At 34.0% G+C, this 24,781-nt stretch carries 23 protein-coding genes; 16 read left to right on the top strand and 7 right to left on the bottom strand.

What is annotated here, in order from left to right:
- Window positions 1-121 precede the first annotated feature (121 nt).
- Window positions 122-508: a winged helix-turn-helix transcriptional regulator gene (locus ATN92_RS16225; RefSeq protein WP_082604500.1), complete on the top strand. Its 387-nt coding sequence runs from the start codon at window positions 122-124 to the stop codon at window positions 506-508.
- Between the two features lie 68 nt (window positions 509-576).
- Here ATN92_RS16225 and ATN92_RS16230 read toward each other — a convergent pair whose 3' ends face one another.
- Window positions 577-1,377, bottom strand: a complete 801-nt coding sequence (locus ATN92_RS16230) for a Cof-type HAD-IIB family hydrolase (protein ID WP_056951757.1) — start codon at window positions 1,375-1,377, stop codon at window positions 577-579.
- A 477-nt stretch (window positions 1,378-1,854) separates the two neighbouring features.
- Window positions 1,855-2,634 carry a hypothetical protein gene (locus tag ATN92_RS16235; RefSeq protein WP_056951759.1) on the bottom strand — a complete coding sequence of 260 codons (780 nt, stop codon included), beginning with the start codon at window positions 2,632-2,634 and terminating at the stop codon, window positions 1,855-1,857.
- Window positions 2,635-2,884: 250 nt separating this feature from the next.
- Between ATN92_RS16235 and ATN92_RS16240 the strand changes: the two genes are divergently transcribed.
- A complete protein-coding gene (locus tag ATN92_RS16240; RefSeq protein WP_082604501.1) occupies window positions 2,885-3,817 on the top strand; it encodes an agmatine deiminase family protein in 933 nt (310 codons plus the stop codon).
- A 203-nt stretch (window positions 3,818-4,020) separates the two neighbouring features.
- On the opposite strand, the gene ATN92_RS16245 is transcribed toward ATN92_RS16240, so the two are convergent.
- A complete protein-coding gene (locus tag ATN92_RS16245) occupies window positions 4,021-4,749 on the bottom strand; it encodes a DUF554 domain-containing protein (protein ID WP_056951760.1) in 729 nt (242 codons plus the stop codon).
- 115 nt (window positions 4,750-4,864) lie between these two features.
- Here ATN92_RS16245 and ATN92_RS16250 point away from each other — a divergent pair, with 115 nt between their 5' ends.
- Both ATN92_RS16250 and ATN92_RS16255 read left to right on the top strand, forming a co-directional pair.
- Window positions 4,865-5,758, top strand: coding sequence for a LysR family transcriptional regulator (locus tag ATN92_RS16250; protein ID WP_056951762.1), 894 nt, complete (start codon window positions 4,865-4,867; stop codon window positions 5,756-5,758).
- A 74-nt stretch (window positions 5,759-5,832) separates the two neighbouring features.
- The gene (locus ATN92_RS16255; protein ID WP_234032523.1) at window positions 5,833-8,085 is read left to right on the top strand and encodes a UvrD-helicase domain-containing protein; all 2,253 of its coding nucleotides are present in this window, start codon (window positions 5,833-5,835) and stop codon (window positions 8,083-8,085) included.
- 142 nt (window positions 8,086-8,227) lie between these two features.
- Here ATN92_RS16255 and ATN92_RS16260 read toward each other — a convergent pair whose 3' ends face one another.
- Window positions 8,228-9,742 carry an ATP-binding cassette domain-containing protein gene (locus ATN92_RS16260; RefSeq protein ID WP_056951766.1) on the bottom strand — a complete coding sequence of 505 codons (1,515 nt, stop codon included), beginning with the start codon at window positions 9,740-9,742 and terminating at the stop codon, window positions 8,228-8,230.
- A 282-nt stretch (window positions 9,743-10,024) separates the two neighbouring features.
- Here ATN92_RS16260 and ATN92_RS16265 point away from each other — a divergent pair, with 282 nt between their 5' ends.
- From ATN92_RS16265 to lpdD, 7 genes are all read left to right on the top strand, one after another.
- On the top strand, window positions 10,025-10,774 hold the full coding sequence (locus ATN92_RS16265; RefSeq protein ID WP_056951769.1) for a hypothetical protein: 750 nt from the start codon (window positions 10,025-10,027) through the stop codon (window positions 10,772-10,774).
- 65 nt (window positions 10,775-10,839) lie between these two features.
- Window positions 10,840-11,898 (top strand): YcaO-like family protein, encoded by a 1,059-nt coding sequence (locus ATN92_RS16270; protein ID WP_056951771.1) that lies wholly within the window; start codon window positions 10,840-10,842, stop codon window positions 11,896-11,898.
- Window positions 11,899-11,909: 11 nt separating this feature from the next.
- Window positions 11,910-13,133 carry an MFS transporter gene (locus tag ATN92_RS16275; protein ID WP_056951773.1) on the top strand — a complete coding sequence of 408 codons (1,224 nt, stop codon included), beginning with the start codon at window positions 11,910-11,912 and terminating at the stop codon, window positions 13,131-13,133.
- Window positions 13,123-13,875, top strand: coding sequence for a nitroreductase family protein (locus ATN92_RS16280; RefSeq protein ID WP_056951774.1), 753 nt, complete (start codon window positions 13,123-13,125; stop codon window positions 13,873-13,875). The genes ATN92_RS16275 and ATN92_RS16280 overlap by 11 nt, the downstream gene beginning before the upstream one ends.
- A gap of 136 nt (window positions 13,876-14,011) precedes the next feature.
- On the top strand, window positions 14,012-15,487 hold the full coding sequence (locus ATN92_RS16285; RefSeq protein ID WP_056951776.1) for a UbiD family decarboxylase: 1,476 nt from the start codon (window positions 14,012-14,014) through the stop codon (window positions 15,485-15,487).
- Window positions 15,488-15,499: 12 nt separating this feature from the next.
- Complete coding sequence (locus ATN92_RS16290) at window positions 15,500-16,072, top strand: UbiX family flavin prenyltransferase (RefSeq protein WP_056951778.1); 573 nt, start codon at window positions 15,500-15,502, stop codon at window positions 16,070-16,072.
- Entirely contained in the window at window positions 16,072-16,479 is a 408-nt protein-coding gene (gene lpdD / locus ATN92_RS16295) for a prenylated flavin chaperone LpdD (RefSeq protein ID WP_056951780.1), read from the top strand. The genes ATN92_RS16290 and lpdD overlap by 1 nt, the downstream gene beginning before the upstream one ends.
- A 53-nt stretch (window positions 16,480-16,532) precedes the next feature.
- On the opposite strand, the gene coaBC is transcribed toward lpdD, so the two are convergent.
- Window positions 16,533-17,726, bottom strand: coding sequence for a bifunctional phosphopantothenoylcysteine decarboxylase/phosphopantothenate--cysteine ligase CoaBC (coaBC, locus tag ATN92_RS16300; protein ID WP_056951782.1), 1,194 nt, complete (start codon window positions 17,724-17,726; stop codon window positions 16,533-16,535).
- A 78-nt stretch (window positions 17,727-17,804) separates the two neighbouring features.
- Here coaBC and ATN92_RS16305 point away from each other — a divergent pair, with 78 nt between their 5' ends.
- The 5 genes from ATN92_RS16305 to ATN92_RS16325 all read left to right on the top strand — a co-directional run bounded on the left by ATN92_RS16305 (window position 17,805) and on the right by ATN92_RS16325 (window position 22,973).
- Window positions 17,805-17,999 (top strand): hypothetical protein, encoded by a 195-nt coding sequence (locus ATN92_RS16305; RefSeq protein WP_056951783.1) that lies wholly within the window; start codon window positions 17,805-17,807, stop codon window positions 17,997-17,999.
- A gap of 1,229 nt (window positions 18,000-19,228) precedes the next feature.
- On the top strand, window positions 19,229-19,741 hold the full coding sequence (locus tag ATN92_RS16310; protein WP_025085025.1) for a YagU family protein: 513 nt from the start codon (window positions 19,229-19,231) through the stop codon (window positions 19,739-19,741).
- Window positions 19,742-19,749: 8 nt separating this feature from the next.
- Window positions 19,750-21,063, top strand: coding sequence for an MFS transporter (locus tag ATN92_RS16315; protein WP_056950852.1), 1,314 nt, complete (start codon window positions 19,750-19,752; stop codon window positions 21,061-21,063).
- 12 nt (window positions 21,064-21,075) lie between these two features.
- The gene (locus ATN92_RS16320; protein WP_056950850.1) at window positions 21,076-22,410 is read left to right on the top strand and encodes a replication-associated recombination protein A; all 1,335 of its coding nucleotides are present in this window, start codon (window positions 21,076-21,078) and stop codon (window positions 22,408-22,410) included.
- Between the two features lie 65 nt (window positions 22,411-22,475).
- Window positions 22,476-22,973 (top strand): hypothetical protein, encoded by a 498-nt coding sequence (locus tag ATN92_RS16325; RefSeq protein WP_056950847.1) that lies wholly within the window; start codon window positions 22,476-22,478, stop codon window positions 22,971-22,973.
- A 113-nt stretch (window positions 22,974-23,086) separates the two neighbouring features.
- On the opposite strand, the gene ATN92_RS16330 is transcribed toward ATN92_RS16325, so the two are convergent.
- Window positions 23,087-24,067, bottom strand: coding sequence for a Gfo/Idh/MocA family protein (locus tag ATN92_RS16330; RefSeq protein ID WP_056950845.1), 981 nt, complete (start codon window positions 24,065-24,067; stop codon window positions 23,087-23,089).
- Between the two features lie 2 nt (window positions 24,068-24,069).
- Window positions 24,070-24,729 (bottom strand): ribose-5-phosphate isomerase A, encoded by a 660-nt coding sequence (locus ATN92_RS16335; RefSeq protein ID WP_056950843.1) that lies wholly within the window; start codon window positions 24,727-24,729, stop codon window positions 24,070-24,072.
- Window positions 24,730-24,781: the final 52 nt, after the last annotated feature.

Below are 24,781 nucleotides of genomic sequence, written 5' to 3' on the forward strand. Positions count from 1 at the left end.
GATTGATATACTGTTAAGTTAGTAACGATATTTAATATCATAAATCATTGTCAAAATTATTCTAGAACGCACTTTAAAGTGGGTTATTTACCTGCAGGTAAGTGTTGAGGGAGGGAAAATTGTGGTAAAAAAAGAAAATGAATTTACCAATGGTGCTTTATTGGCGCTGAACGTGATGGGAAATAAGTGGAAACCATTAATAATTTGTCATTTACTGGATGGACCTTTGCGAACGTTGGAATTACAGCGACGTGTAAAAGGTATATCTGCGAAGGTAATGGTTGAACAATTAAAACAGTTAGAAGCAGATAAAATTATTACTCGAAAAGTATTCAATGAGATACCTCCACATGTTGAGTATTCATTGACACCTGACGGTTATTCCTTGGCAAAGGTTCTAGGGTCAATGTCTTATTGGGGAGAACAACAGGCCCAACGTTTAAATGAGAACGGACAAAAGATTAAATTGGAATATACAGATCATCAAAAATGGACAGATTCAAAATAAATTTCTCCATTAAAAAAAGGCCACTAATCCGTTTTAGGACTAGTGGTCTTCATGTTCATAAAATCTGATTATTTTTCAAGGCTTAGTACGTCTGCAATGGTGTTGAGAACACCATCATGATCATTGTCGGTTACAGAAATCATGTCAGCTTCTGCTTGAATGTGTTTACCACTATTCTTCATGGCAACACCGATACCAGATTCTTGTAACATTTCCAAGTCATTACCGTTATCGCCAAAAGAAATGACATTTTCAGTAGAAATATTGTAGTAATCACACAACTCCTTGATACCAGTGGCTTTGTTGATGTGAGCACTGATGATATCAATACTACCAAAGCCACTTACGGCGGCGTGAATACTGTCTCCATAATTATCGTTAATATATTTGACTGTGGGGTCGAGTTCTTCATCGTCAATTCGAATATTCATTTTGAAAATTTTATCGTCGATGTCATTCATATTATCAAGTCGGACAAGGTTATTGATGTAATAATCATTGGTCTGTGGGGAATCTGCATTGACGTAAGTTCCATTTTCACCGGAGAAACAAAGACTGATAATATTTAAGTTACTATTCAATTCTTTATCAATATCAAATAATTCATCATTGTTCAAAGTGTCTTCGTAAATAGTTTTACCGTCAACTAGAATTTGAGCACCATTTTCAGCCACGATAGCATCGATATTTTCAGTTTGTTGGAAAATCTGTTCGAGGTGACTATAACTATTACCACTGGCTACGGAAAATTTAATATTTTGTTGATGCAATTGGTTAATATAATTATTTAAGCGCTGGATATTGTATTCGTGATTAGAATCAAAAAGTGTTCCATCTATATCTGTTGCAATTAATTTTATATTCTTCAAATTAAATTCTCCTAAGTAAGTTTATTTATAATTTATTATAAACTAACTGAATATAAAAATAAAAATGCATCTATTTATTCAAACTTAATTGTAACTAGATACTGACTAATGTAACTGAAATATGCCGTCGTCCGTAAAAAATCTGTGGGCCGCTGGAACGTGGTGGACGCGACTTCAAGCTAATAATTCCGCACTTTGTGCGAAATTATGGATCTCGAAGTTCGGTCTCTTACTAACCTTGCTAAGCAAGCTAAGTAAAATTCACCACTGAGGGCCCACAGATTTTTTACTACCGATTAGTTCCTTGATTCTAATATTAAGACATAGTTCCAAAAGAAAGACCTCCATCAAGAACTCATATACCTTGAGCGCTTGATGGAGGTCATTAAGTTTATAGCGATTACTTAGCAAAGTGAAAGGAACAACAAGAAGAAATTGGATATAAAGTAATACTTTTATCGTGAATAGATACATTATTTAATTTGTTTTTTTATTTTGAGATTTATTAATTAAATCATTCATTCCATTATTCATTAGTTCATCTTCTTTTTGTCCAGTCAGATCATGAGTACCGTTATCGGTAGTTGGCGGTACCTCAGATTCTCGGCGGTATTTGCCATCGGAGTCTTGAAAGAAGGTACTCTTTTCAACATAAGTTGCACTCCAAGATTTTCCCTGAGTTCCGTTTACTCCTTTAGGAATTTTGGTAAGTCCCACTGCCATTTTTTCGCCAGCTCTAGGTAAGCGAGTAAACTCTAAGGTGATAATTTCATTAGGATCTTTATCATCAGAGGGTTTAAGGTTGTGGGCGGCTGCATCTTCTTTTCTAGTAATATTTCCACCCATGATTTCTATTGGAATGGTTTTATGCAGCTTTTTACTGTCACCTTTTAAAACTTTATCGACTCTCAAGCTCACAGTGGTATAAGGGAAGTTATCAGAAACATGACTTTTGAGTCCGACTACTTTACCAACAACCACTAATTCAGATTTGTTAATCAATTTTGGAAAAGTCGAAGGGTATTCACCAACAAAACATGATTCTCCACCTGCTTTTGTAATTTTGTGACTATAGAATGCATCGTTGATCTTTTTTGCTTCGGTTTTACTTATTTTTTGGGGAGAAATGTTTTCTTTAACATTAGAAATCTTTTTTTCGTGAGTAATATTATTGGCCTTGTTGTTAATGTAATACGTAGTGAAACCGCCTAATAATAAAACTATTATAGCAACGATTAATGTTACTGTTTTCTTCAAAATCAGTACCCCTCGTTTTTATTTTTGGATGTATCGCGGAATATTGAAATCCATTTCGTCTTCAGATTAACTTATTTAAAAGGTCAACAGAAGTCAATGTTGGAAAATTTGATTAGATTTATATTATTTATTTAAATATATAGTCTGTACTGTCAAGCATTAATTTTTGGTGCCAGATCGGCTATATATTTTTTATATAAATATATAAAGAAAGCTGCTGTTATACTCTTTGTGAAAAGAGGTCGGAGTCATGAAAAAAATTATTATTGCAACTTTAACAGCATTGTTAACAATTTTGGGAACTAATAATTTGGTGTCGGCTGAAACAATTTATACTAGTATGCCAGATCAAAATGACGATTATTATCAACCATTCTATGATTCTTTGAAGAAATTTAATTATGATTTTTCACGAAAAATGAATAAAGGTGATTCTTTTTCTGTTTTGAAATTCTATTATCCTGATATTTGGTTACGGGATGTTGCTCCGGTCATTACGACAAAGATGGTGAAATTTAAATATTCGCCTAGTTATTTAAAAAAGTGTGATAGTAGATATTTGAATAATCGCTTTAAAAAATTTTTAAAAGGAAGATACAAATATAGTCAATCCAGCTTAGTTTTGGACGGTGGAAATGTTCAGTGGGATGGCGATCAAACTGTAGTACTGACCAAAAAAGTATTTCAGGATAATCCCGATTGGACCAAGACCGAAATAACTTCAGAATTGAAAGATAAATTAAAGGTGAGACGAGTAGTCTACATTTCGACTGAACCTGGAGACGTTTTAGGACATAGCGATGGGATGGTAAAATTCATTAGTCCGAATAAAATGTTCATCAATGATTTCAGTTATGAACCTGGATTCTTACAAAAAATTGAACGACAGATAAAAAAACAGATTCCTGAAATGAAATTTATCGTGTTGCCGTCGGCCTATACGAGCAAGGGACAATACGACTCTAAGATAGCTTCGGCCAAGGGGTTATACATTAATATGCTGGAAACCGATCACACAATTTATTTTCCCATGTATGGACTTAAGCGGGATCATTCGGTTCTAAAAATGGTTCAAGCTCAAACTAATAAACCAGTAGTTCCCGTCAAAGTAGGAAATATATCGGTGCTTGGTGGCTCACTTCACTGTTTAACTTGGAATGTACCCAATAAATTTAAAAATTAGCTAGCGTAAGCATCGCTACTTTTTTCAAAACTTTTACTCCTCTCATTCCTTGTAGATAATTGTAGAGAAGTTCTATTTATTTTTTGTATACTTGTTTCAAATATTTCGGAAAATAAAAACGGCATCCATTTAGAAACGTAAGAAACATACGCTTATTCTAAATAGATGCCATTATTTTTAATCAAACTTACGAAGAATATAATTTACAGCAAAGGCAAGAACCAGTTAGCCCAGATCCAACTCAAAGGCATAATGATAACCATCGCGGGAATCATATCTGCTATTGGGAACATCTTGAGTTTTACCATTCTGAAACCAGTTGCCAGCATTAGAAAACCACCACAAGCTTTGAAATCAAGAATCATATTTGGCGTTGTGAGTGGGAAAATGAAACGTGCTAGTAAGAATAAAATATAGAAGAGAATAAATTGTGGAATAGCAATAATAGAAACTACGTAACCTAAGTTGCAGGCAAAGATAGCAGCTGTAAAGAAGTCCAAAACAGATTTAGAAATCAAAATAGTTGTGTCACCAGTCATCCCATTATCCAAACTTCCGTAAATACCAGTACCGCTGGCACAGAAGAGTACAATCACGGTAACTAAAGTATTGACGAAATCTTCATGGGACATTTCTGTCTTAGAATTAGGGAATAATTTTGAAATAGGCTTCTGCATTTCAACAGCACCTTTATTGATCCATTGACCCAAATGCATCCACAAACCTATTCCAGTTCCGATTACTAAAGCAAAGATAACAGCAGGCATATATTTCATCGGTGCGATTGAATAGATACCCATTCCCATCGAACAAACACCGAAAATCAAGGTAATATCATTTTTGAATTGTTCACTAAATTTATCACCTAAGAACCCGCCAAGTAAGCCACCCAATAAGACTGAAGCAGCATTGATAATAACACCAGTTGGCATAGTCGTAATACCCCTTTCAAATACTTAACTATTTCCAACTTTAGGATTTAGTAGGGCAATGAACAATTCAAAAACTGTGATATAGTATTCTAAAATGGAATGGGAGGCATGAGGAATGGATTTGCAAAAGCTCAAAATTTTTGTCGATTTGTCAAAAACACTGAATTATACTGATACGGCTGAGAATCTTTTTACCACTCAAGGCAATATTTCTAAACAGGTCATGGCATTAGAAAAGGAACTTGGTGTATCATTGTTCAAGCGTGCCCATCGCAAAATTGAAATGACGCAACAAGGCGAAATTGTTTTACCTTATGCGAAGAAGATTTTATTGGACTATAACGAATTAAGTAATAAGTTAAACGACTTTCAGGCAGCTAAAAATTTGACAATTGAAATGCACACCATTCCAACAATGCCTAGTTATCAGAGTTTTACTTTAATAACACAATTTTTACAGAAACATCCTGAAGTGCATATGCAGCTACGAGAAGAGGAAAGCTACAATTTATTTACTTCATTGAAATCAGGTAAGTGTGAAATAATTTTTGCTCGAACTTTTGATTTTGATGATTCTGATTTAGAAAGAATTATCACTGAAGAGGACAAATTTGTAGCGGTTCTACCTAAAAAGCATCCTTTGGCAAAATCGGAAAAACTCACTATTTCTCAGTTGAAGAATGATCCGTTTTTGATTTTAGGAAAATCGACTAACTTATATGATCCAGTTATAAAACTTTGCCGTCAGGCTCACTTCACGCCAAGAATTGCGTATGAAGGAACCAGAGTCGATTTAATTATGCAGATGGTCCAAAACAATATGGGAATTTCCATTATGATGCAAAAGACAGCTCAGAACTTTGACAGTGAAGAGTTCTCGATTGTTCCATTGACAACGAATATTGCTAATGAATTATGTTTTATCCGAGTTAAGGGTGAACATTCTAGTGCTAATAATCTCTTTTGGAAATATATCCAAACAAATTTAAAAGTTTTACAAGCTAAGTAGAAGTATTGGGGGACGACAATATCCAAGATTTATCAACAACTGAAATAATTAATTTGATGGAATCAAATTTGAAAATGAAATTTTCAAATGAACAGATTGCTATATTGAATAATGATTTTATGAGACCACTATTAGTCAACGCTTGTGCCGGTTCAGGTAAGACGACTATTTTTATTTTGATGGCTTTGATTGCGATAGCTGAAGGTAAGACGGAACCCAATGAAATTTTAGGAATTACTTTTTCACACAAATCTAAAATTGACATGGGCCAACGTTATCAAAATTTTGTTGACCAGTTGCAGGGTAGTGGACTGAATTTATCCAGTGGCAAGCCGAAATTTACCACTTTTCACGCATTGTTTTATCAATTATTACGGCAGAATCCTGAATATCGTAGTGCAAAGGTTTTAACATCTTATCGCTACTTTATTCGAGACTTATCGGATCAGATCAAACATCCTAGTAATATTATTACCAAAGATGAGATGTTGTCAGAAATGTTCGATTTGAATGATTATTTGATCAATCAAGATTTGACTAGTGACGGTGTATTACCTAATGAGTGCGTCGGCAAACCTTTGAGTGAAGCGGTTAAAGTTATGGGTCAATACTCAAGACAAAATCACAACGAAACTTTTTTTGAAGATTATATTGATGTGATTAAAAAATATCAGGAATTAAAGCATAGTAATGGCTATATTGACTTTAACGATATGAAGCTTTTGTTATTAAAGAGTATGCAGGTGCCAGAATATTTGCAGTATTATCAACAGATTATGGCCCGTTTTAAGATTGCGGTTATTGATGAGTTTCAGGATATTGACAACTTACAGTGGAAAATCATTTCACAATTATTGAGTCCAGAAACGATGCAACATTTGATTGTTATCGGGGATGATGATCAGAGTATTTATTCATTCAGAGGTAGTAATCCACAATTCATTTTGAACTATAAGAAACTTTTACCACAGGCTCAAAAGAAAAATTTATCAACGAATTATCGGACCGGTGAGAAAATTTTGAAAAGAGTTATTCCACTGATTAAAAAGAATCATGTTCGTTTGGATAAGGATTTATTGTCTGGCAAGAAGGATATGGGAAAGTTTATTCTTTATAGTACGAAGAAGTCAGGTTTTAGTGGTGATTCCAAGATGTTACGTCGTCTGGTCAAACAAATTAATGATCCTAAAATTAACAACGATGATATTGCTATTTTGGTTCGTTACAATTCTTCAAGAATGTTGCTGGCTGATTGGTTGGCTAATCAAAAGATTTATGCGGATATCAATAATATTGGAGCTATCTTACAGAATAATATTGTCTATCGAATTGTGACTGAATTAATGAGATCTTTGTGGCAGGACAAGTTTTCCTACTTCAGCAATCAGGCCAATCGTATTGGTTTCAGAGCTTATAAAGATCACACTGAAAAAGTTCAGGCCCAAGCTGAAGCTGAATTTGAAACTTTGAGTCAGTATTTTAAGGGTGCTGAGAAGTACAATGCGACGACTAACACACCTTATAAACGGACTGATGAGCGAGTTAAAGTCTATTTCAATAGTGTTCAACGTTTTAAAAAACAGATGGAACAGTCAGACAATGAAGCTACGAAGCAAAAATTGTCGCAGAGTTTGATTAAAGATTTGTATAAGGCCACGACTAAATTAACTGACAGATATTTTGATTACATGGAAGAAAAGAATTTCATGTCGAAAAATGAAGTTAACGATATTAAGAAGTATTTGTTGGAAGAGTTAGAGAAGTATCCTAATATTGATGATTTCTTTAGTGCAGAGGAAAATAAAAAAGAGATTCTTACGAGTCGAGTTGAGCAAGGCAAACAGGATAATCGTATCCAATTTTTGTCATTGCATCAGGCAAAGGGATTGGAATTCAAGTATGTTTATCTCTATGGATTAACGGATAAAGAAGTTGATCGTAACAGTAAAATTTTGAATAGTTGGTTCCCACCTGAAATGCCAATGGATAAGTTTGTACAGAAATGGAAAATAGTTTATAATCACGATTTTAAATATTTGGAGAATGCCTTGAAGACAGCTCACGTTGAAAAATATCGTGATATTACCAATAACAATGCTTTCAACCCAATTAATTTGGATAAGACTTTGAATAAAAATAAAGAATTCAAAATGTTCTACACAATGTACAATGAGATTGAGAATTATTCGGCTTTCATTGAAGAAGAACGTCGTCTTCTGTATGTTGGTGTCACTAGAGCCCAGAAGGAATTAAATTTAAGAATTGCACCAGATTCCAATCCTTTGGTGTTTGAATTGGAACTACCTAAGAAAAAAGATAAAAAGTAAATTGTGGAGGTGAGACAAATATACTTAATCTTCAAGCATTGAAACAATAATCCTAGTAATTGTATTTGATTACTAGGATTATTTGTTTTGCCTTTTTTCGTGGTTTTATACCATTCTTTAATTATATTTTAGACACTTTTCATTATCTGTTAGTTTCCAATTTTTTTATTTTATTTTGCAAATCTTTTATTTCCTCCATACTAATGTTGGGGTCGGCAATGAATGTTCCAAGTCGTTGTTTCAGCAAAAGTAGATTATCGTCTTCAGAACTAGAGTAATGATTGTTCAAAATTGGATTTAGAAGCTTTTTATTTTTTATATTGTAAGTTTTAAAATTCAATTTTTCTGTGAAATCAATGTCATGGCTAATTAAAATAATTGTTCCTGGATAATTAATAAGGAAATCTTCAAGTCCCTTCTTTGCCCGTAAGTCTAAGTAATTTGTAGGCTCATCTAAAATCAGTAATTGGTGTGGACCTAGTAATATTTTTGCCAGTTGTAATTTTACCCTTTGACCGCCGCTTAGTTCAGAGACTCTTCTTGTCAGAATTTCTTTTATTCCTAGTGATGAAAAGGTAGCAAAAATTGTTTGTGAATTCTGATCAGATGATGCTCGTATCAATGAATTTACTTTGTCTTTGTCTGCTAAGGATGTATGGTTTTGGTCAAAATAACCAATACTAATATGATTTAGGAAAAATTTCTCTTTATGTCTTAGAACCATTTTTATCATAGTAGTTTTTCCGCTGCCATTTTTACCGGTAATTTGGATATGATCTCCATATTTAAGTTTTAAATTCACGTCATCGATTAAAATACGATCATTTATTTTTATTGTCGTATCTTTAATATTTAAGACTGTCCGGTTATCAAGAAGTTTAGTATTTGGATCTACGAATTTAATTGGCTTCACTGTTCTAGGACGTTGTACTTTTATAGTGCGATTCATTCTGTTTTCTAATGTTTTTGCACTTTTCTGCATCTTTTTTTCCATAGCATCGTGGCTAGTCATTCCGGCGGCCTTTTTATCGGATGAGGATAGTTTTCTACCGTTTCCTTTTTTTAGTCGTTCGGCTCGTTGTTCACGCTTTTGTATTTGTTTCTTCCATTTAGATATTTGAATCTGTTGTTGTTTGTAAGAAGTTAGCTGTTTTTTGTAACTCTTTTCTTTATTTAGTAAGAATTCTCTATATGATTCGTTATAAACGGTTAGTTTTTTATCATTTATTATCCACAAGGAATTGACCAAGTTTAAAAGAGATTCGTCATGAGTTATTAATAATAATGTCCCATTAAAGGAATTTATTATATCTTTCAACCAGATTTGTTGAGTTGTATCTAGATTTGTAGATGGTTCATCCAACATTAATAGAGCGGGATGGCTTTCTAAGGATTCAATTATTGTGGCTTTAGTTCTTTCTCCGCCACTTTTCATATCATCTGTGGGTTGAATTTGCTTAACTAAAGAATAAGTTCCGTTAAAATTAATTATTTTTTTTCTTCGAATATTTTCAATTATATAATTAAAAAATGTAGTTTTACCTGCACCGTTATCACCAACGATTCCAATAATTTCATCAGAATGAACTATTAGATTAGGGAACGTAAATAGAATATTATCGTTGATTGAAATAATTCCTTTAGAGATTTGTAACATGTTATCCTCCTCTAATAATTTTAGTTACATTATAATACTTTTAATGATATTAATTAAATAATAATAAAACTATTGAATAATTAAAGGTAAGGTGATATGTTTGTGGTGTTGATGATGATAAATTTTAAAAACACTCTAATATCAAATGAAAATCGTTCGCGCGAAATCTAAATTAATTTAATTTAATTAGGTTTATATTAATATAACGACTTTAAAATTAATCTTTGAGAGTGAATTTTATTCTATTTCATCAAATAATGTAAAGATAAAGGAGATTTTATCATGGGTGGTATGAATTGCGGTTATTCTCATTATGGTCAAAAAAATCTAGAGTATGCTGGACAGTACGCAGAAGTTACAAAGTCTATTTTTGATATTCAAACAGAATTTGGTAAAGCAAATTCGTATGTTGAAAGTTTAGTGTTAAATGAGCGTACGGATTCAAGGGAATCACTTATTGATTTAAAGTCATCACAAGAACATTTTGAAAGGGCAATTGTGTCCGCAAAGTCTGCAGAAGAAAAAATACAAAAAATGCAATTAACTTTACAGCCGCTATATAGACAAAATGAATTACATAAGGAATTTGTTGATCCATATAGTCAAAAAGACCAAGATAGAGCTTATGAATTTTGGAACAAAATGGGAATGATGCCAGGAAAATCGGAATCATTTGATCAAGTAAAACTTGCTCTTCAAAAAGATGGAGATTTGGAATACTTGAAGATTTTAAATTCTAAAATTTCAAGTTTAAGAAATGTATTAAAAGATTTGTTAACTGAATATTCCAAAGAATCAGTAAAGGAAGATGCTATGAGGGGAAAACTCCAATTATCAATAAGGGATGCAGATAATAAAATTACTGCTTTGACAGCATCAGCTCTTACTAAAATTAGTCAAGTATCAACAGAGATTACAAGTTTCTGTTTAATTGAATATTCAACACATACGAGTCTAACTGGAAAAGAAATATCGTATGAAGAGTATTCGGTATTGGAAAATGAACAAAAAAAAGAAGCACAAGACGCATAAAAGATTTACGCGTAAAATGCGGGAATCATTATGATTCCCGCATTTTTTGTTTATTGGTGAAAAATATGGAAAAAATACAAATTTTAAAAAAGTGGGGTATGCCCAAATTTACAAGTATGCGAATGCCAATTGATGAAAGCTTTAGACCATCAGCTACAATTTTTGGCGGAGATGTGGATCATTTGACGGAAAAGGTCAGGCAAGAATTCTATGAACAAAATGATATAAAAAAATCTGCAAATTTGATTATTAATGAAATGAAGCCCTATACAAAAAAAAATAAAATAATTCCATTAAGTTTAATTCCTTCTGAGTGGAATAGTAAAAACCAAAATGATGTGGATTGGTACAGTAGTGATGATTCTAGATACGTATGTTTTACACGTTGGGATGGTAAAAAAGTATTAATTCCAGCTGCTATATCAATTTCTTTACCCCTTAAGAAGGGATTAAGTTGGATAACTTATAGTGGCTATGCTCATGATAATAAATTTAAAATTGCAGTTGAAAAAGGAATCATGGAATTAATTGAGAGAGATGATTTTGCAAGTTGGTGGCATAAAGGAAATGGTTTATTCGATGTTAATACAACTCAGTTAGAGCTTGTTAAAAGAATGATAAAAGAAATCAAAATTTCTCCAAATGTAAAGGGGGTAGATCTATTTGAAATACCAAATGAATGGAAAGTGATTACTATATTATGTGTTATTTATTCAAATGAATATCCTAACATTTCACTAGGATTAGGGACATCATTTAGTTTGGAATACTCGTGTAAACATGCAATACTCGAAGCGGTTGGCACATATAGAGGACATATGTGGGAAGCATTGAATGGTGAGATTAACGTAAATATGTTGAGGTTTGAGGAAACCTACAAACATATTTTAGAAACTAGGACAAATAGTAGGTTAGATAATAATATTCAAAAATATAGCATAGAAAAGTTAATGAAAAAAACTCAAACATATTTCTCCACAATTAATAATAAAAATGGATATACGATAAAAGCCTATAGTACATTATTACAACCAGAGACATTGTTAAGTACTACACCGTTTGTATCTAGATTAATTTTACGAACGGACAAACCTCTTAAATTAGGCACAGTTCCATTTTGGTAGGTGAATAATATATGAAGAAAATTAAGTTAATAGTTTTCAGTGATTTTATTAGTAGTTTCTCTATATCCGCTTTTATAACATACGCCTATTGGTTTTTATATAGAATTACTAAAGACCAATCAATTGTATCGACTATTGGTACGATAACGATGCTTGCTGTACTGGGTTCGATGATGGGTGGATATATCGTTGATCGATCAAGTAAATTAAAATTATTAAGAATGATTGCTTTTATAAGAATAATTGCATTAATAATTGCATTAACTATATTGATGATGGGTGGAAGTAATGTTTATATTGTTATAACTATTGTAATATTGAATGCCTGTCTAAATATTGTCTATATGCCATTGACTGAGTCTATTGCTCCAACCTTTATACAAAATGATGAAGATATTGTATCTGCAAATTCATGGGTTTCTCTAGCATCACAAGTATCATCAATTGTATCATCCGGTTTTTCAGTAATTATGGTTATGATGAAAGATCCAGAATATTCTTTGGTTTGTGTTGTGATATCTGTCATTATTTCTTTTATTTCTCTTTCGAGAATAAAGGCAGACGATAAACCTAAAATGAGTAATAATATATCATTATTTCGGCTAAAATCAAAAATAAAAGAGGGTATTTTCCTTATATATAAAAATCATTTAGTAAGCATAATGATACCAATTGCTTTGGTAACTAATTTTTGCTATTGGACCATATGGCTTTTGATGCCCAAGTTTAGTGTTGATATATATGGTAAGTATTCTTTTACATACAACTTTATAGATATGGGTTTAACGATTGGGGGAATTGTTGGAACAGTTGTTCTGACAAAATTAGGAAAAAAAATTGGTAAATTACATTTTTATCCAATATATCTTGCTGGACAAGCTTTCTCTTTATTTTTGTTGGGTTTGCTTTCATTAGTACCTTTTGTAAGTATCATTAATGTGGTTCTAGTAGGAATTATATGGATTTTGTACGGCTTTTTTAATAGTATATCGGCAATAATTTATTTTTCGGCCGTACAAATGTCAGCCTCTAGATCTGATATTGGAAAAACTGTGGGGGCAGTATTGACAATTTTTTCAATCGCCAATCCGATAGCTGGAATAACAAGTCCATTTTTATTAAAACTAGTGGGGCTAAGACCGCTAATAATTGTACTTGGTTTAATAATGTTTTTAGCAGCATTAATTATATATACGCCGCCATACATGAAAGTGTTGATAGAAAATGAAAAATAAAATTATAGATATTATTGATAATAATGATATTGGTTCGTCAGACTTATTAAAATATAAAAGAGTTTGGAATACCATGGAACATGGAAAGAAAAAAAAGGAGAATTTTAAATATGAGTTAGTTCAAAATACGTCTCCGTTCTTTACACATGATAATCAACTTAAGCCTATAAAATTAATGAAGGGATATGGTATTAAGAGTATAAGAGAGTTTCAAAGAATTCCCATGAAAAGGGAAGATTTACTTAAAGTAATCTCTCTCTCGTTTTGCAAAGGAAATCAATCTAATCATAGATCTTATGGGTCCGCTGGAGCCCTTTATCCTATTTTTCCCATACTTATTGTTACGAAAGATAATATTGTTGAAAAATTAAGTCGAGGCATATATGTTTTAGATGATGATACCCAAAATTTAATTTATGTTTCTTGTGGCCAAGAATTAAATAAAATGGCAAAGTATATATATCCATATGACGAAAATAAAAAATTACCGTCTGATTTAATGATTTGTTACTGTTTTTCGTTGTTTAGAACAACTATTAAATATGGATTCAGAGGTTTTAGACATATGCTTTTTGAAGCGGGTGAAATGGCTGAAGCTTTTAGATTGTTTGGGAGTAGAGAGATTCCAGATTTTGGCGATATCAGCTGGTCGGGATTTGATGATGAAGGTGTTAAAAAGACAATAGGAATTTCAAATATTTCTCCGGTAATGATTCAGTTTTTTGGATACAGATCCAATTAAAAAGCTTTTTAATCAATTTTATAATATTTCTCAAAAAAGCATTCCATTATGGAATGCTTTTTAAATTAACATGAATTGTTCGCACTTAATATCCCTCCTATAATAATCACTGTTAAGACAAAGAGGAGGCAATTAAATGTCAGAACAACCATATGATTTAAGAAGAGTTATTGATGAATTAAAGAAAGAACCTGGTCAATATCATGAAACTGATGTTGAGGTTGATCCGGATGCAGAACTTTCAGGAGTTTACCGTTATATCGGTGCTGGTGGAACGGTTAAACGTCCTACTCAAGAGGGTCCAGCAATGATGTTCAACAATGTCAAAGGATTTCCTGGAACAAGAGTATTCATCGGTGCGATGGCAAGTCGTAAGCGTGATGGGATGATTTTGCATCATGACTATAAGACTTTGGGACGTCTTTTAAAGGATTCAGTGGAACATCCTGTTGCTCCAGTAATGGTGGATTCTGACAAAGCTCCTGTACAAGAAGTTGTTCATAAGGCTACTGACAAAGATTTCGATATCAGAAAGATTTTGCCAGCTCCAACTAATACTGAATACGATGCTGGTCCATATATTACTATGGGATTAGTTTTGGGTTCAGATCCCGATAAGACTATGACAGACGTTACGATTCACCGTATGGTTTTGGAAGACAAAGATACAATTGGTATGTATATCATGCCTGGTGGTCGTCACATTGGACACTTCCAGAAACAATTTGAAAAACTAGATAAACCTATGCCTATTACAATTAATATTGGTTTGGATCCAGCTATTACCATTGGGGCAACTTTTGAGCCACCTACAACTCCACTTGGTTATGACGAATTGAATATTGCCGGTGCTTTGCGTAATCAAGCAGTTCAACTCGTTAACGCCAAAACAATTGATGAAAAGGCGATTGCTCGTGCCGAATACGTAGTTGAAGCCGAAATTATGCCTAACCAAACTATGCAAGAAGATATCAATACACACACTGGCAAAGCTATGCCTGAATTCCCAGGCTACAATGGTGATGCTAATCCAGCCGTTAATGTGGTAAAAGTTAAGGCTATCACTCACCGTAAAGATAACCCAATTATGCAGACAACAATTGGTCCTAGTGAAGAACATGTTTCCATGGCTGGAATTCCTACTGAGGCAAGTATTCTTGAACTTGTTGACAAGGCTATTCCTGGAAAAGTTGTTAACGTTTATAATCCTCCAGCAGGTGGCGGTAAGTTAATGACTATTATGCAAATTCACAAGGATAATGAAGCCGATGAAGGTATTCAAAGACAAGCAGCTATTTTAGCTCTATCAGCCTTTAAGGAATTGAAGACAGTCTTTTTAGTTGATGAAGATGTCGACATCTTTGATATGAACGATGTTGTTTGGACAATGAATACTAGATTCCAAGGCGACAAGGATATTATGGTTTTACCAGGTATGAGAAATCATCCTTTGGATCCATCTGAAAGACCACAATATGATCCTAAGTCAATTCGTTTCCGTGGTATGAGTTCCAAGACAATTATTGATGGTACTGTACCATTTGATATGAAAGATCAATTTGTCCGTGCTCAGTTTAAGGAAGTCGATGACTGGCAAAAATATTTGAAATAAGGAAGTGTGAAGATGGCTCGTAAAAGAAGAATTGTTATTGGTGTAACTGGTGCTTCAGGCACAATTTATGCAATTGATTTGATGAAAAAATTGAAGGCAATTGAGAATGTTGAAACACATGTTGTTTTCAGTGCTTGGGCTAAGAAAAATTTACAGTTAGAAACAGAAATGTCTTTAGCTGAGATTAAGGAATTAGCCGATTACTTTTACAGTGATAATGATTTGGGTGCTACTATTGCTAGTGGTTCATTCTTAACCGATGGGATGGTAATCGTTCCTGCCAGTATGAAGACAGTCGCCAGTATTGCAGTAGGTATCGGTGACAATTTAATTTCACGAGCAGCTGATGTCACACTGAAAGAACAACGTAAGTTGATTATGGTACCAAGAGAAACGCCTTTAAATACGATACATTTAGAAAACATGACAAAGTTATCGAAAATGGGTGTACAAATGATTCCACCAATTCCGGCATTTTATAATCATCCTGAAACCATTCAAGATTTAGTTGATCATCAAACAATGAAAGAACTAGATGCTTTAAGAATTGACAATGCAATTGGCGGACGTTGGGAGGGAATTTAATGAAATTCTCAGTTACCAAAGAAAATTACACTATGACAGCTGATATTACTATCATTGGTAAAGATTTATTTATCGCTATAACGGGTGGAGATAATCCTCATATTGGAACTATCACGACTCTAACGAAAAATATTGATATGCAGACGATACGATATCCTAGTCACGACGGCAGATTTCATAAGGATGATGTTCTAGCCACTCGTGTTGGAAAAATTATTCAACCTTGTCTACCGGGAAGTTGCACTATCAGTGCGGGAGTCCACATTAATCATATTTCAAAGAAACAAATCATGGTTTCCAGTCAGATGGCACAGAATTTAGGTGATCAAATTAGTACTTGGTTACAACAAAACGATTTCGATGTGCCAGAACCTATTTACTACAGTAATTCGGAGAATCCACAATGAAATAAATGCCCTCTAAAACTAGTGATTACCTAGTTCTAGAGGGCATTTTTGTTTTACTTACTTAAATAGAATTTCCAGAATTTTTTGGCTACATCTTCCTTAGACATTAATGGCCAAACTAAAGGCTGATGTCCTTTTTGTAAAAGGGTAATTTTGTTGGTATCAACGTTAAAACCGGCGTCGACTTGAGCAACATTGTTAGCTAAGATTACATCAGCATTCTTCTTAGCTAACTTCTTTTCAGCATTTTCTAAAAGATTTTGAGTTTCAGCAGCAAAGCCAACAACAAATTGATCTTTGGATTTAGTAGCGGCGATAGTTTGTAAAATATCGGGATTCTTAGTTAATTTGATAGTGAAAATATCTTCATCATCATTCTTTTTGATCTTTTGATCAGCTACATGAACTGGTTTAAAATCGGCAACAGCGGCAGCCATGATTAAAACGTCAGTAGTGGGAAAAACATCTTTTAATTGCTTCATCATTTCGTCAGCAGTTTGTATTTGGATAATATTCATACCACCAAATGGTGCTGCCACAGTGGTAATTAAGGTTACTTCAGCTCCTAGATCACGGGCAATTTTAGCCATCGCAAAGCCCATTTTACCGGACGAACGATTGCCGATAAATCTGACTGGATCGATAGCTTCCTTAGTTCCGCCAGCAGTTACAACAACTTTAACACCCTTCAGTTTTTTCTCAGCAAACTGTTCTTGAATCGCTTTAACTATGACATCAAGTTCGGGCAAGCGGCCTTTGCCAGTCATTCCTTCGGCCAAAAAGCCTGTTTCGGGTTCAATTATTTGAATTCCCATTTGTTTTAAAGTTTGTAAATTATGCTCAACGGCAGGATTTTCATACATATCGGTATTCATGGCTGGGAAAACCAATTTGGGTGCTTTAGTTGCCAGCAAACTGGTAGAAACGATATCGTCAGCTAAGCCATTAGCCATTTTTCCAATAATATTGGCAGTTGCGGGTACGACTACGGCTAAATCGGTCCACAGTGCCAATTTAATATGAGGAATAAAGTCATCAGTAGCGGTTTGGGGTTTGAAATTATCAGTGATAACAGGTCTTTGACTCAAGGTAGCGAAGGTTAGTGGTGTAACAAATTCTTGTGCTGATTTAGTCATAATAACTTGAACCTGAGCACCTTGTTTAATCAATGCACGGACAATGTTCAATGATTTATAAGCTGCAATACCACCTGTAACATAAATTGCAATATGTTTATCTTTAAGCATAATTTCACCTCAAAATTTTTTCTTACTATATTATACATGATTATGAGTATGATAATATTTTCTTATCAGGGGGTTGCCATGAATATTTATACGTTGGATATAATAATTATTATTTTATTGATTGTTGGTTTGAATGATCCATTACTTAGGGTTTTACAAAGTGTATTAGGAAGCAATTTTGTAGTTAGTGAAATAATCATTGGTGTTGTTGTCATTTTTCTTATGATTGTTATTCATAAATATGTTTTGAGACGATTTTTCTTTAAGAAATAGAATAAATTAGGGATACGTTTAAATTACCGTCTTCCGCAAAAGTTGAAAATGCTGGTGGAACGCTGTGGGCACGGCTTGAAGCTAATTATTTCACACTCCGTGCAAAATAATGGATCTTCAAGTCCGGCCTCATTGTAACCGGCAAAGCCGCTAACAATGATCTCACAGCTGACCGCATTTTCAACTTTTACTCCAGATTAATAAACGGATCTATTGGTTACCTTTTTTCTAAATTTTTAAAATAGTAGTTCTGTCTTATAATTCTTATCTAATTTAGCTGTAATTAAATACTATCAACCACGCTATTTGAGATTTTCTAACTCTACATAATCCAATTAATAACTAATTAACAAAGTAGGATTTAGTCCGGAGCAACAATAAAATTGGCTCAGCCATGAGATTCCCTTAGCAATTTATTGCTTAGGGAAAGGTCGAGCTTGAAGATCCATTATTTTGCACGAAGTGTGAAATAATTAGCTTCAAGTCGACCCATGGCGTTCCAGCCAAATTTTATTGTTGCGGAGGACGGCAATCTAAGCACATCCCCACCTCCAAAAACAAATTTTAAGAACATCAAAAAAGTCTGCCAATATAGCAGACTTTTTATTTACGATATTTATATGTAGGATAAATATCTTATTTTCAACTTTTTATCTTAAGGGGGGAGATAAATAAAGTTTTTCATTTGTGTTTATAAGGGGATTAAACTTTTAAAAAAATAGGGTTTAATTAATATATAAGGGGATTATTCTATTTGTTAAGTGAGTAATCTAAAATTCATCATCTAATTAATACAGCTCTCAGCTTCCAATTTCATCCGGTCACTTCTTTCAAATTTTTATCTTGAGATATATCTTTTAGGGGGGGAAGATATATTACTTGAGTTTATAAGGGTTTTAATTTTGTATATAAGTTTTAAGGGGTTTATTTCTATTCATTTTATGTTTTCAATAAGTATATTTAAAAAAGGATTAATTCTAAAAGGATTGTTTGTTCATCCGGTCACCTCTTTGTTATTTGACTATGCTTAAATAATAACGGGAATTTATGAATATACGGTTTCCAAATTACGAATTAATTTATAACAATATGTGAAGAATTTATGACCAAAGGGGTCTAAAACTCCATATTGTCAATTTTCTTCCTCTACAGCAAGACCAATTACCTGAATTAGTCCCCACTCTGATTTATACTAAAATTAAAATAATGATAGAAGTGGGGTATTAAATATGCACTTGAATAAAGAACAAAAAGCTAATTTGAAGGCCGCTGTCATTGCCGGAACAGCCGCTGGAATAGTTTCTGGATTTGTTAAATTAGGTTGGGAGAATGTTTTGCCACCACGTACAGCTGAACGTGACGCTGTGAACCCTCCACAAACTTTAATGGAACAAATGGGCATTCCTAAAAAAATCACTCGTGGAACTTATACATATTCTGGTCATCAAATGCCTTGGGCAAGCTTTATGATGCATTTTGGTTTCTCAACATCATTTGCCATCATTTATGAAGTTTTGGCAGAATATAAACCATTCATCAGAAAAGGTTCCGGAGCTATCTTTGGATTAGCCATTTGGGTTGCCTTCCATATTGGAATCATGCCTATGATGAAGACCGTTCCAAGTCCTAAGGATCAACCTACTGAAGAACATATCTCTGAAGCACTCGGTCACATTGCTTGGATGTGGACAAACGATATTGTCGGCCGTGAACTCTACCGTCGCTTAACTGCACAGAAATAAGGTTTCCTTTGAATAAATGGAACACCTCATTAACTGAAAGAATCAGTTATGGCCTAAGTGATGCCGCTGATAATCTAGTTTTTCAAATGATGACTACCTATCTACTCTTCTTTTATACTGACGTTTTCGGATTGACAGCTAGTGAAGTTGCCATTCTTTTCGTCGTAGCCAGAGCAGCTGACGTCTTTGAAAGTCTGATTATCGGAATTATGATCGACAATACTCACTCTCGTTGGGGTAAGAGTCGACCTTTCTTTCTATGGTATTCCTTCCCTTATGTCATCTTTGCAATCCTAACTTTCGTCACACCTAATTTTCTACCACATTCAGGAAAATTAATCTGGGCCTATATAACCTATTTAGGATTAGGATTCTTTTATACAGCTGTTAATTTACCAATTACTTCCATCTTGCCTACCATGACTGATAATGAGCAGGAAACAACCTTATTAGGTGTTATCAGACAATTCTCTGGTAGTTCCGTTCAAATTATCGTAGCCGTCTTTACCATTCCTTTAGTTAACTTCTTTGGTAAAGGTGACCAACAAAAAGGCTTTTTGGGAACAATTATCCTCTTTGGGATTATTTCCTTAGCTTTAATTCTGAACACATTCTTCCATGTTCGTGAGCGTTATACTGATGACAGTATTAATCATCAACCAGTTTCTAAAGTTTGGAAAATGCTTAAACAGAATCGGCCATGGATAGTTATCTCAATTGTCATTTTTCTTTATTGGTTAACTACTTCCATTAAGAATCAGACAACTATTTACTATTTCAAATACGTTCTTCACGATGAAAATTTAGTTTCCATTGCCAATAGTTTCACGTTGACGGCTTTGATTGGTGTCGTCGCTATCTATTTTGTTTCTGTCAAATTAGGTAAGAAAAAAACGATGTTACTAGGTATTATCATTGCCTTTATTGGACAAATAATTATCACTTTTGGTGCTTATTCAAAGAATTTAGCTCTGATCTTCAGTGGTATCTTCGTCAACGGAATCGGCGGAGGTTTCATTATCGGTCTAGTTTCAATCATGATTGCGGACACGATCCGTTATGGTACTTCAATGGGAATTCAAGCCGAAGGTGTATTAGCTTCAACCGATGACTTCGGTGTTAATTTAGGATTAGGACTTGGTGGATTAATTACTGCCGAATCACTTCAAATTTCAGGCTACGTTTCCAATAAAACCCAAAGTGCCAGTACCATTTCCGCCATTAATTTGAATTACGCTTTGATTCCACTGGGCTTGTACATAATCATGTTTCTGATTTTACTCGGATATAATGAGAAAAAAATTCAGCAAGCTATTAAATAAAGAAGGTAAAAAATGCAACAGGAATCACTCTTCGCTACTAACAAAAGCAATGACAACAATAGCCCTCTAGCTAATCGGGTTCGCCCAACAACACTAGAGGGTTTTGTCGGTCAACAACATTTAATCGGTGATGGCAAAATTCTTAAAGAAATCATCGATCAAGATAAGATTCCCTCATTGATTTTCTGGGGACCTCCTGGGGTGGGTAAAACTACTCTAGCTGAAATTATTGCCAAGAAGACAAAGGCTAATTTCATTACTTTTAGTGCTGTTACTAGTGGTATCAATGACATTAAAAAGGTTATGAAGGAAGCTGAAATGAATCGAGAAATGGGTCAAAAGACTATTGTTTTTATTGATGAAATTCATCGTTTCAACAAAGCTCAACAAGATGCTTTCTTACCTTTCGTCGAAAAAGGCAGCATCACTTTGATTGGTGCCACAACTGAAAACCCATCCTTTGAAATCAACTCTGCGTTACTATCGAGATGTAAAGTTTTCGTCTTAAAGTCTTTAACTAAAGATGATTTAGTCGATCTCTTGAAAAAAACTCTCGCTAATTCTAAAGCTTTTCCAAAATTAAAAGTTGAAATTGACGATGACACTTTAGAATTGATTGGTAATTACGCTAACGGTGATGCTCGAGTAGCTTTGAATACCCTAGAAATGGCCGTTATCAATTCAACGGTTCATGATAAGATTGCCAAAGTAGACCTGGAAGATATTCGTCAATTACTCAATACTAAATCTCTACGCTATGATAAAAATGGTGAAGAACATTACAACATCATCTCAGCCCTGCATAAATCAATGCGTAACAGTGATACCGACTCAGCTATCTATTGGGTCACTCGTATGCTTGAAGGTGGCGAAGATCCTCTCTACATAGCCAGACGACTAGTTCGTTTTGCCAGTGAAGATATCGGATTAGCCGATACTAATGCTTTAAATGTCGCAATCAATGCCTTCCAAGCTTGCCAATTTCTTGGTATGCCTGAATGCAATGTTCATTTAGTTGAGACTGTAATTTATCTTTCCGTCGCTCCTAAGTCTAATGCCACTTATCAAGCTTTATTAAGAGCTCAGAAAGACGTTAAGAAGTATGGTAATCTTCCTGTACCTCTTCAAGTCAGAAACGCTCCTACGAAACTTATGAAGAATCTTGGTTATGGAAGGGATTATCAATTAACTCATGATTATGCTGACAAGTTAACAACCATGAAAACCGTTCCCAAAGAAGTTGAAAATAGCACATACTACCGACCAACTGAACAAGGTAAAGAACGTCTCTTTAAGCAACGCCTAGAATATATCGAACAATGGCATCAAGAACACGATACTAAGTAACATGTTCTTCTTTTACATTTAGTGATAGAATGGGGTCTTAATTTAGGATTGAGGGGTTTCATAAAATGAAGCGACATAATTTATTATTTATTTTATGTTTGGCAATAGTCGGAATATTTTCTTTTCAAAATACAACCGAAGTTAAAGCTGTTAGTTTTGTCCATACGTTTAAAAAGACAACAATGGTTTCCAGAAGTGATCAAAAAGATGATTTTACCTATGACTTCACTCGAATAAAGAAACCTAAGCTTAAAGCTAAAACAGATTGGTTGACCGATAAAATTGGAAAAGACTCTGGTAACGATCACTATTATCGAGTCGCAACTAATGAATGGGTCAGTACTGACGATGTCGCTTTAATAAATAAAGATATCAATCGCCCCATTACAATTTCTACAGGTCACAATATTTGGAAATTTAACCGCAAAACTTATGAATTCACTTATACAGGACACCGATTAGCAGCCGGTACATGGGCTAGTGATGAGAGAATTCAACTTCCCCGTGGAATCTCATATTGTAAAGTTGGACCAAATGAGTGGATTCAAAACATACACTATTAAAAATCTAAAACAGCATCCATTTAGAATTCTAAATGGATGCTGTTTTAGATTTATGAATTATTTGAAACAAACAATAAGACTGGTTTTCAAGTTAAATGAAACTGATTTTTTACCTATTCAAAGGGATACTTCATTCCCCAATCATTTCTAACATCGTTTAAGATGTGAGCTACATCATGCGATAAAGCTAATTGTCCATCATCGTGACCATTATTAATATACTTCTGCATATCCGCAACTTCATATTGAAGTGCCTTGTCATCGTTACCAACAACAATTTTGTCAGTTGTTTGCGTATGAGCATCAGCCGTATAAGTAATGTCTGCCTCAGTTGCACGAGGATAATTACTAATCTCAATATATCCTTTTGTTCCAGAGATCACTCCTCGTTTTGGCTGTTTAGCACGCATTGACAAGGCCATAACAGCCATCTGTTCATCATCATTTTTCAAGATAATTCCTGATTGCTCATCAACACCTGTTTCAAAATATTTTACTGTAGTTAAAATATTTGTCGGTTGCTTACTCAAAAAACTTCTAGCAAATGCCGTAGCATATCCACCTATATCTAGTAATGCCCCACCAGCTAACTCTTTATTGAAGAAACGATTTTTAGGATCGTAATCTTTCAAACTACCAAAATTAACTTGCACTAATTTTACTTGACCAATTTTACCATCAGAAATCAATTGTTTAACTTGTTGATAAAGTGGCATATGTAATAACGTAAATCCTTCTATTAAAATAAGATTTTTCTTTTTAGCCAAGGCCTGAACTTCATCAAATTCATTTGCATTAACTGTAATAGCCTTCTCACAGAAGACATGTTTCCCTGCATTCAATGCTTCTTTAATATATTGATAATGGAATGTGTGTGGTGTTGCAATATAAATAACATCAATATTAGGATCATTAATCATATCCGTTGGGTTGCTGTATTGATGTTGAATCCCCTTCTCTTGGGCAAATTTAGCCATTTTTTCGGCGTTCATATTAGAGGCCCCGTATATTTCTCCATTAACGGCGTTTAAAGCATCTGCCATTTCGTGAGCAATCCAACCAGTTCCAATCATTCCCCAATTATATTTTTTCATAGCTATAAATCTTCTTTCTTGATATGTTTTACATCATCATCTGTTGCTAAAAGTGCATCCGTTACAATATTCTTAAAATAAGACGTTCCCAATACACCTGTCATTTGCGACAATTTAGAATTAATTAAGTCAATATTTTCCCAGTCATCAAAATGACAATCTACTAATCCATTACCATTTGGTGTTCGAACCATCCCAGCCAGATCCTGAGATTGCCTAGTTTCAGCATTTCCACCTAGTATGGAAACCTCATCAAGCACTTGTGGTATTGCCATATCCAAAACCTCTAAGGTTAATTGTACTTGGGGATTCAATTTCTCTGTGTACCGAGCCTGTGGAGCCATAATTATATAGCGTTTTGCCAGATTGGCATACAATCGCTCAAAGGTATGAATACCGCCATTACTTTTTAAAACATTTAATTGACTATCCAAACTATCACAGCCGTCAAATGCTAAATCAAATTGTTTAATTTGTTCCAATGGAATGACGGGAATATTTAAAGACTGACAAAGATTACGTGTCTGTTCTGAAGGACTAGCCACCGAAATTTTGGAAGTATCAATCGATTTTATCAATCGACTTACCGTTCTACCCCCACCAAAACTGACGATCATATTTGGTTCAATCATTCTTGACGCCTTTTCAATTAATTTCTCCATTTTTTGGGCTCCTTATCAGAAATATATTTTCATGATGTTAGTATTCTTGAAA

Source organism: Companilactobacillus bobalius (genome assembly GCF_009764355.1).

Bases quoted from the DNA above. Each gene is read 5' to 3' on its own strand.
- ATN92_RS16240 (WP_082604501.1), top strand. From the start codon at position 2,885: ATGAAAAAAATTATTATTGCAACTTTAACAGCATTGTTAACAATTTTG.
- ATN92_RS16245 (WP_056951760.1), bottom strand. From the start codon at position 4,749: ATGCCAACTGGTGTTATTATCAATGCTGCTTCAGTCTTATTGGGTGGC.
- ATN92_RS16250 (WP_056951762.1), top strand. From the start codon at position 4,865: ATGGATTTGCAAAAGCTCAAAATTTTTGTCGATTTGTCAAAAACACTG.
- ATN92_RS16255 (WP_234032523.1), top strand. From the start codon at position 5,833: ATGAAATTTTCAAATGAACAGATTGCTATATTGAATAATGATTTTATG.
- ATN92_RS16260 (WP_056951766.1), bottom strand. From the start codon at position 9,742: ATGTTACAAATCTCTAAAGGAATTATTTCAATCAACGATAATATTCTA.
- ATN92_RS16265 (WP_056951769.1), top strand. From the start codon at position 10,025: ATGGGTGGTATGAATTGCGGTTATTCTCATTATGGTCAAAAAAATCTA.
- ATN92_RS16270 (WP_056951771.1), top strand. From the start codon at position 10,840: ATGGAAAAAATACAAATTTTAAAAAAGTGGGGTATGCCCAAATTTACA.
- ATN92_RS16275 (WP_056951773.1), top strand. From the start codon at position 11,910: ATGAAGAAAATTAAGTTAATAGTTTTCAGTGATTTTATTAGTAGTTTC.
- ATN92_RS16280 (WP_056951774.1), top strand. From the start codon at position 13,123: ATGAAAAATAAAATTATAGATATTATTGATAATAATGATATTGGTTCG.
- ATN92_RS16285 (WP_056951776.1), top strand. From the start codon at position 14,012: ATGTCAGAACAACCATATGATTTAAGAAGAGTTATTGATGAATTAAAG.
- ATN92_RS16290 (WP_056951778.1), top strand. From the start codon at position 15,500: ATGGCTCGTAAAAGAAGAATTGTTATTGGTGTAACTGGTGCTTCAGGC.
- lpdD (WP_056951780.1), top strand. From the start codon at position 16,072: ATGAAATTCTCAGTTACCAAAGAAAATTACACTATGACAGCTGATATT.
- coaBC (WP_056951782.1), bottom strand. From the start codon at position 17,726: ATGCTTAAAGATAAACATATTGCAATTTATGTTACAGGTGGTATTGCA.
- ATN92_RS16305 (WP_056951783.1), top strand. From the start codon at position 17,805: ATGAATATTTATACGTTGGATATAATAATTATTATTTTATTGATTGTT.
- ATN92_RS16310 (WP_025085025.1), top strand. From the start codon at position 19,229: ATGCACTTGAATAAAGAACAAAAAGCTAATTTGAAGGCCGCTGTCATT.
- ATN92_RS16320 (WP_056950850.1), top strand. From the start codon at position 21,076: ATGCAACAGGAATCACTCTTCGCTACTAACAAAAGCAATGACAACAAT.
- ATN92_RS16325 (WP_056950847.1), top strand. From the start codon at position 22,476: ATGAAGCGACATAATTTATTATTTATTTTATGTTTGGCAATAGTCGGA.
- ATN92_RS16330 (WP_056950845.1), bottom strand. From the start codon at position 24,067: ATGAAAAAATATAATTGGGGAATGATTGGAACTGGTTGGATTGCTCAC.
- ATN92_RS16335 (WP_056950843.1), bottom strand. From the start codon at position 24,729: ATGGAGAAATTAATTGAAAAGGCGTCAAGAATGATTGAACCAAATATG.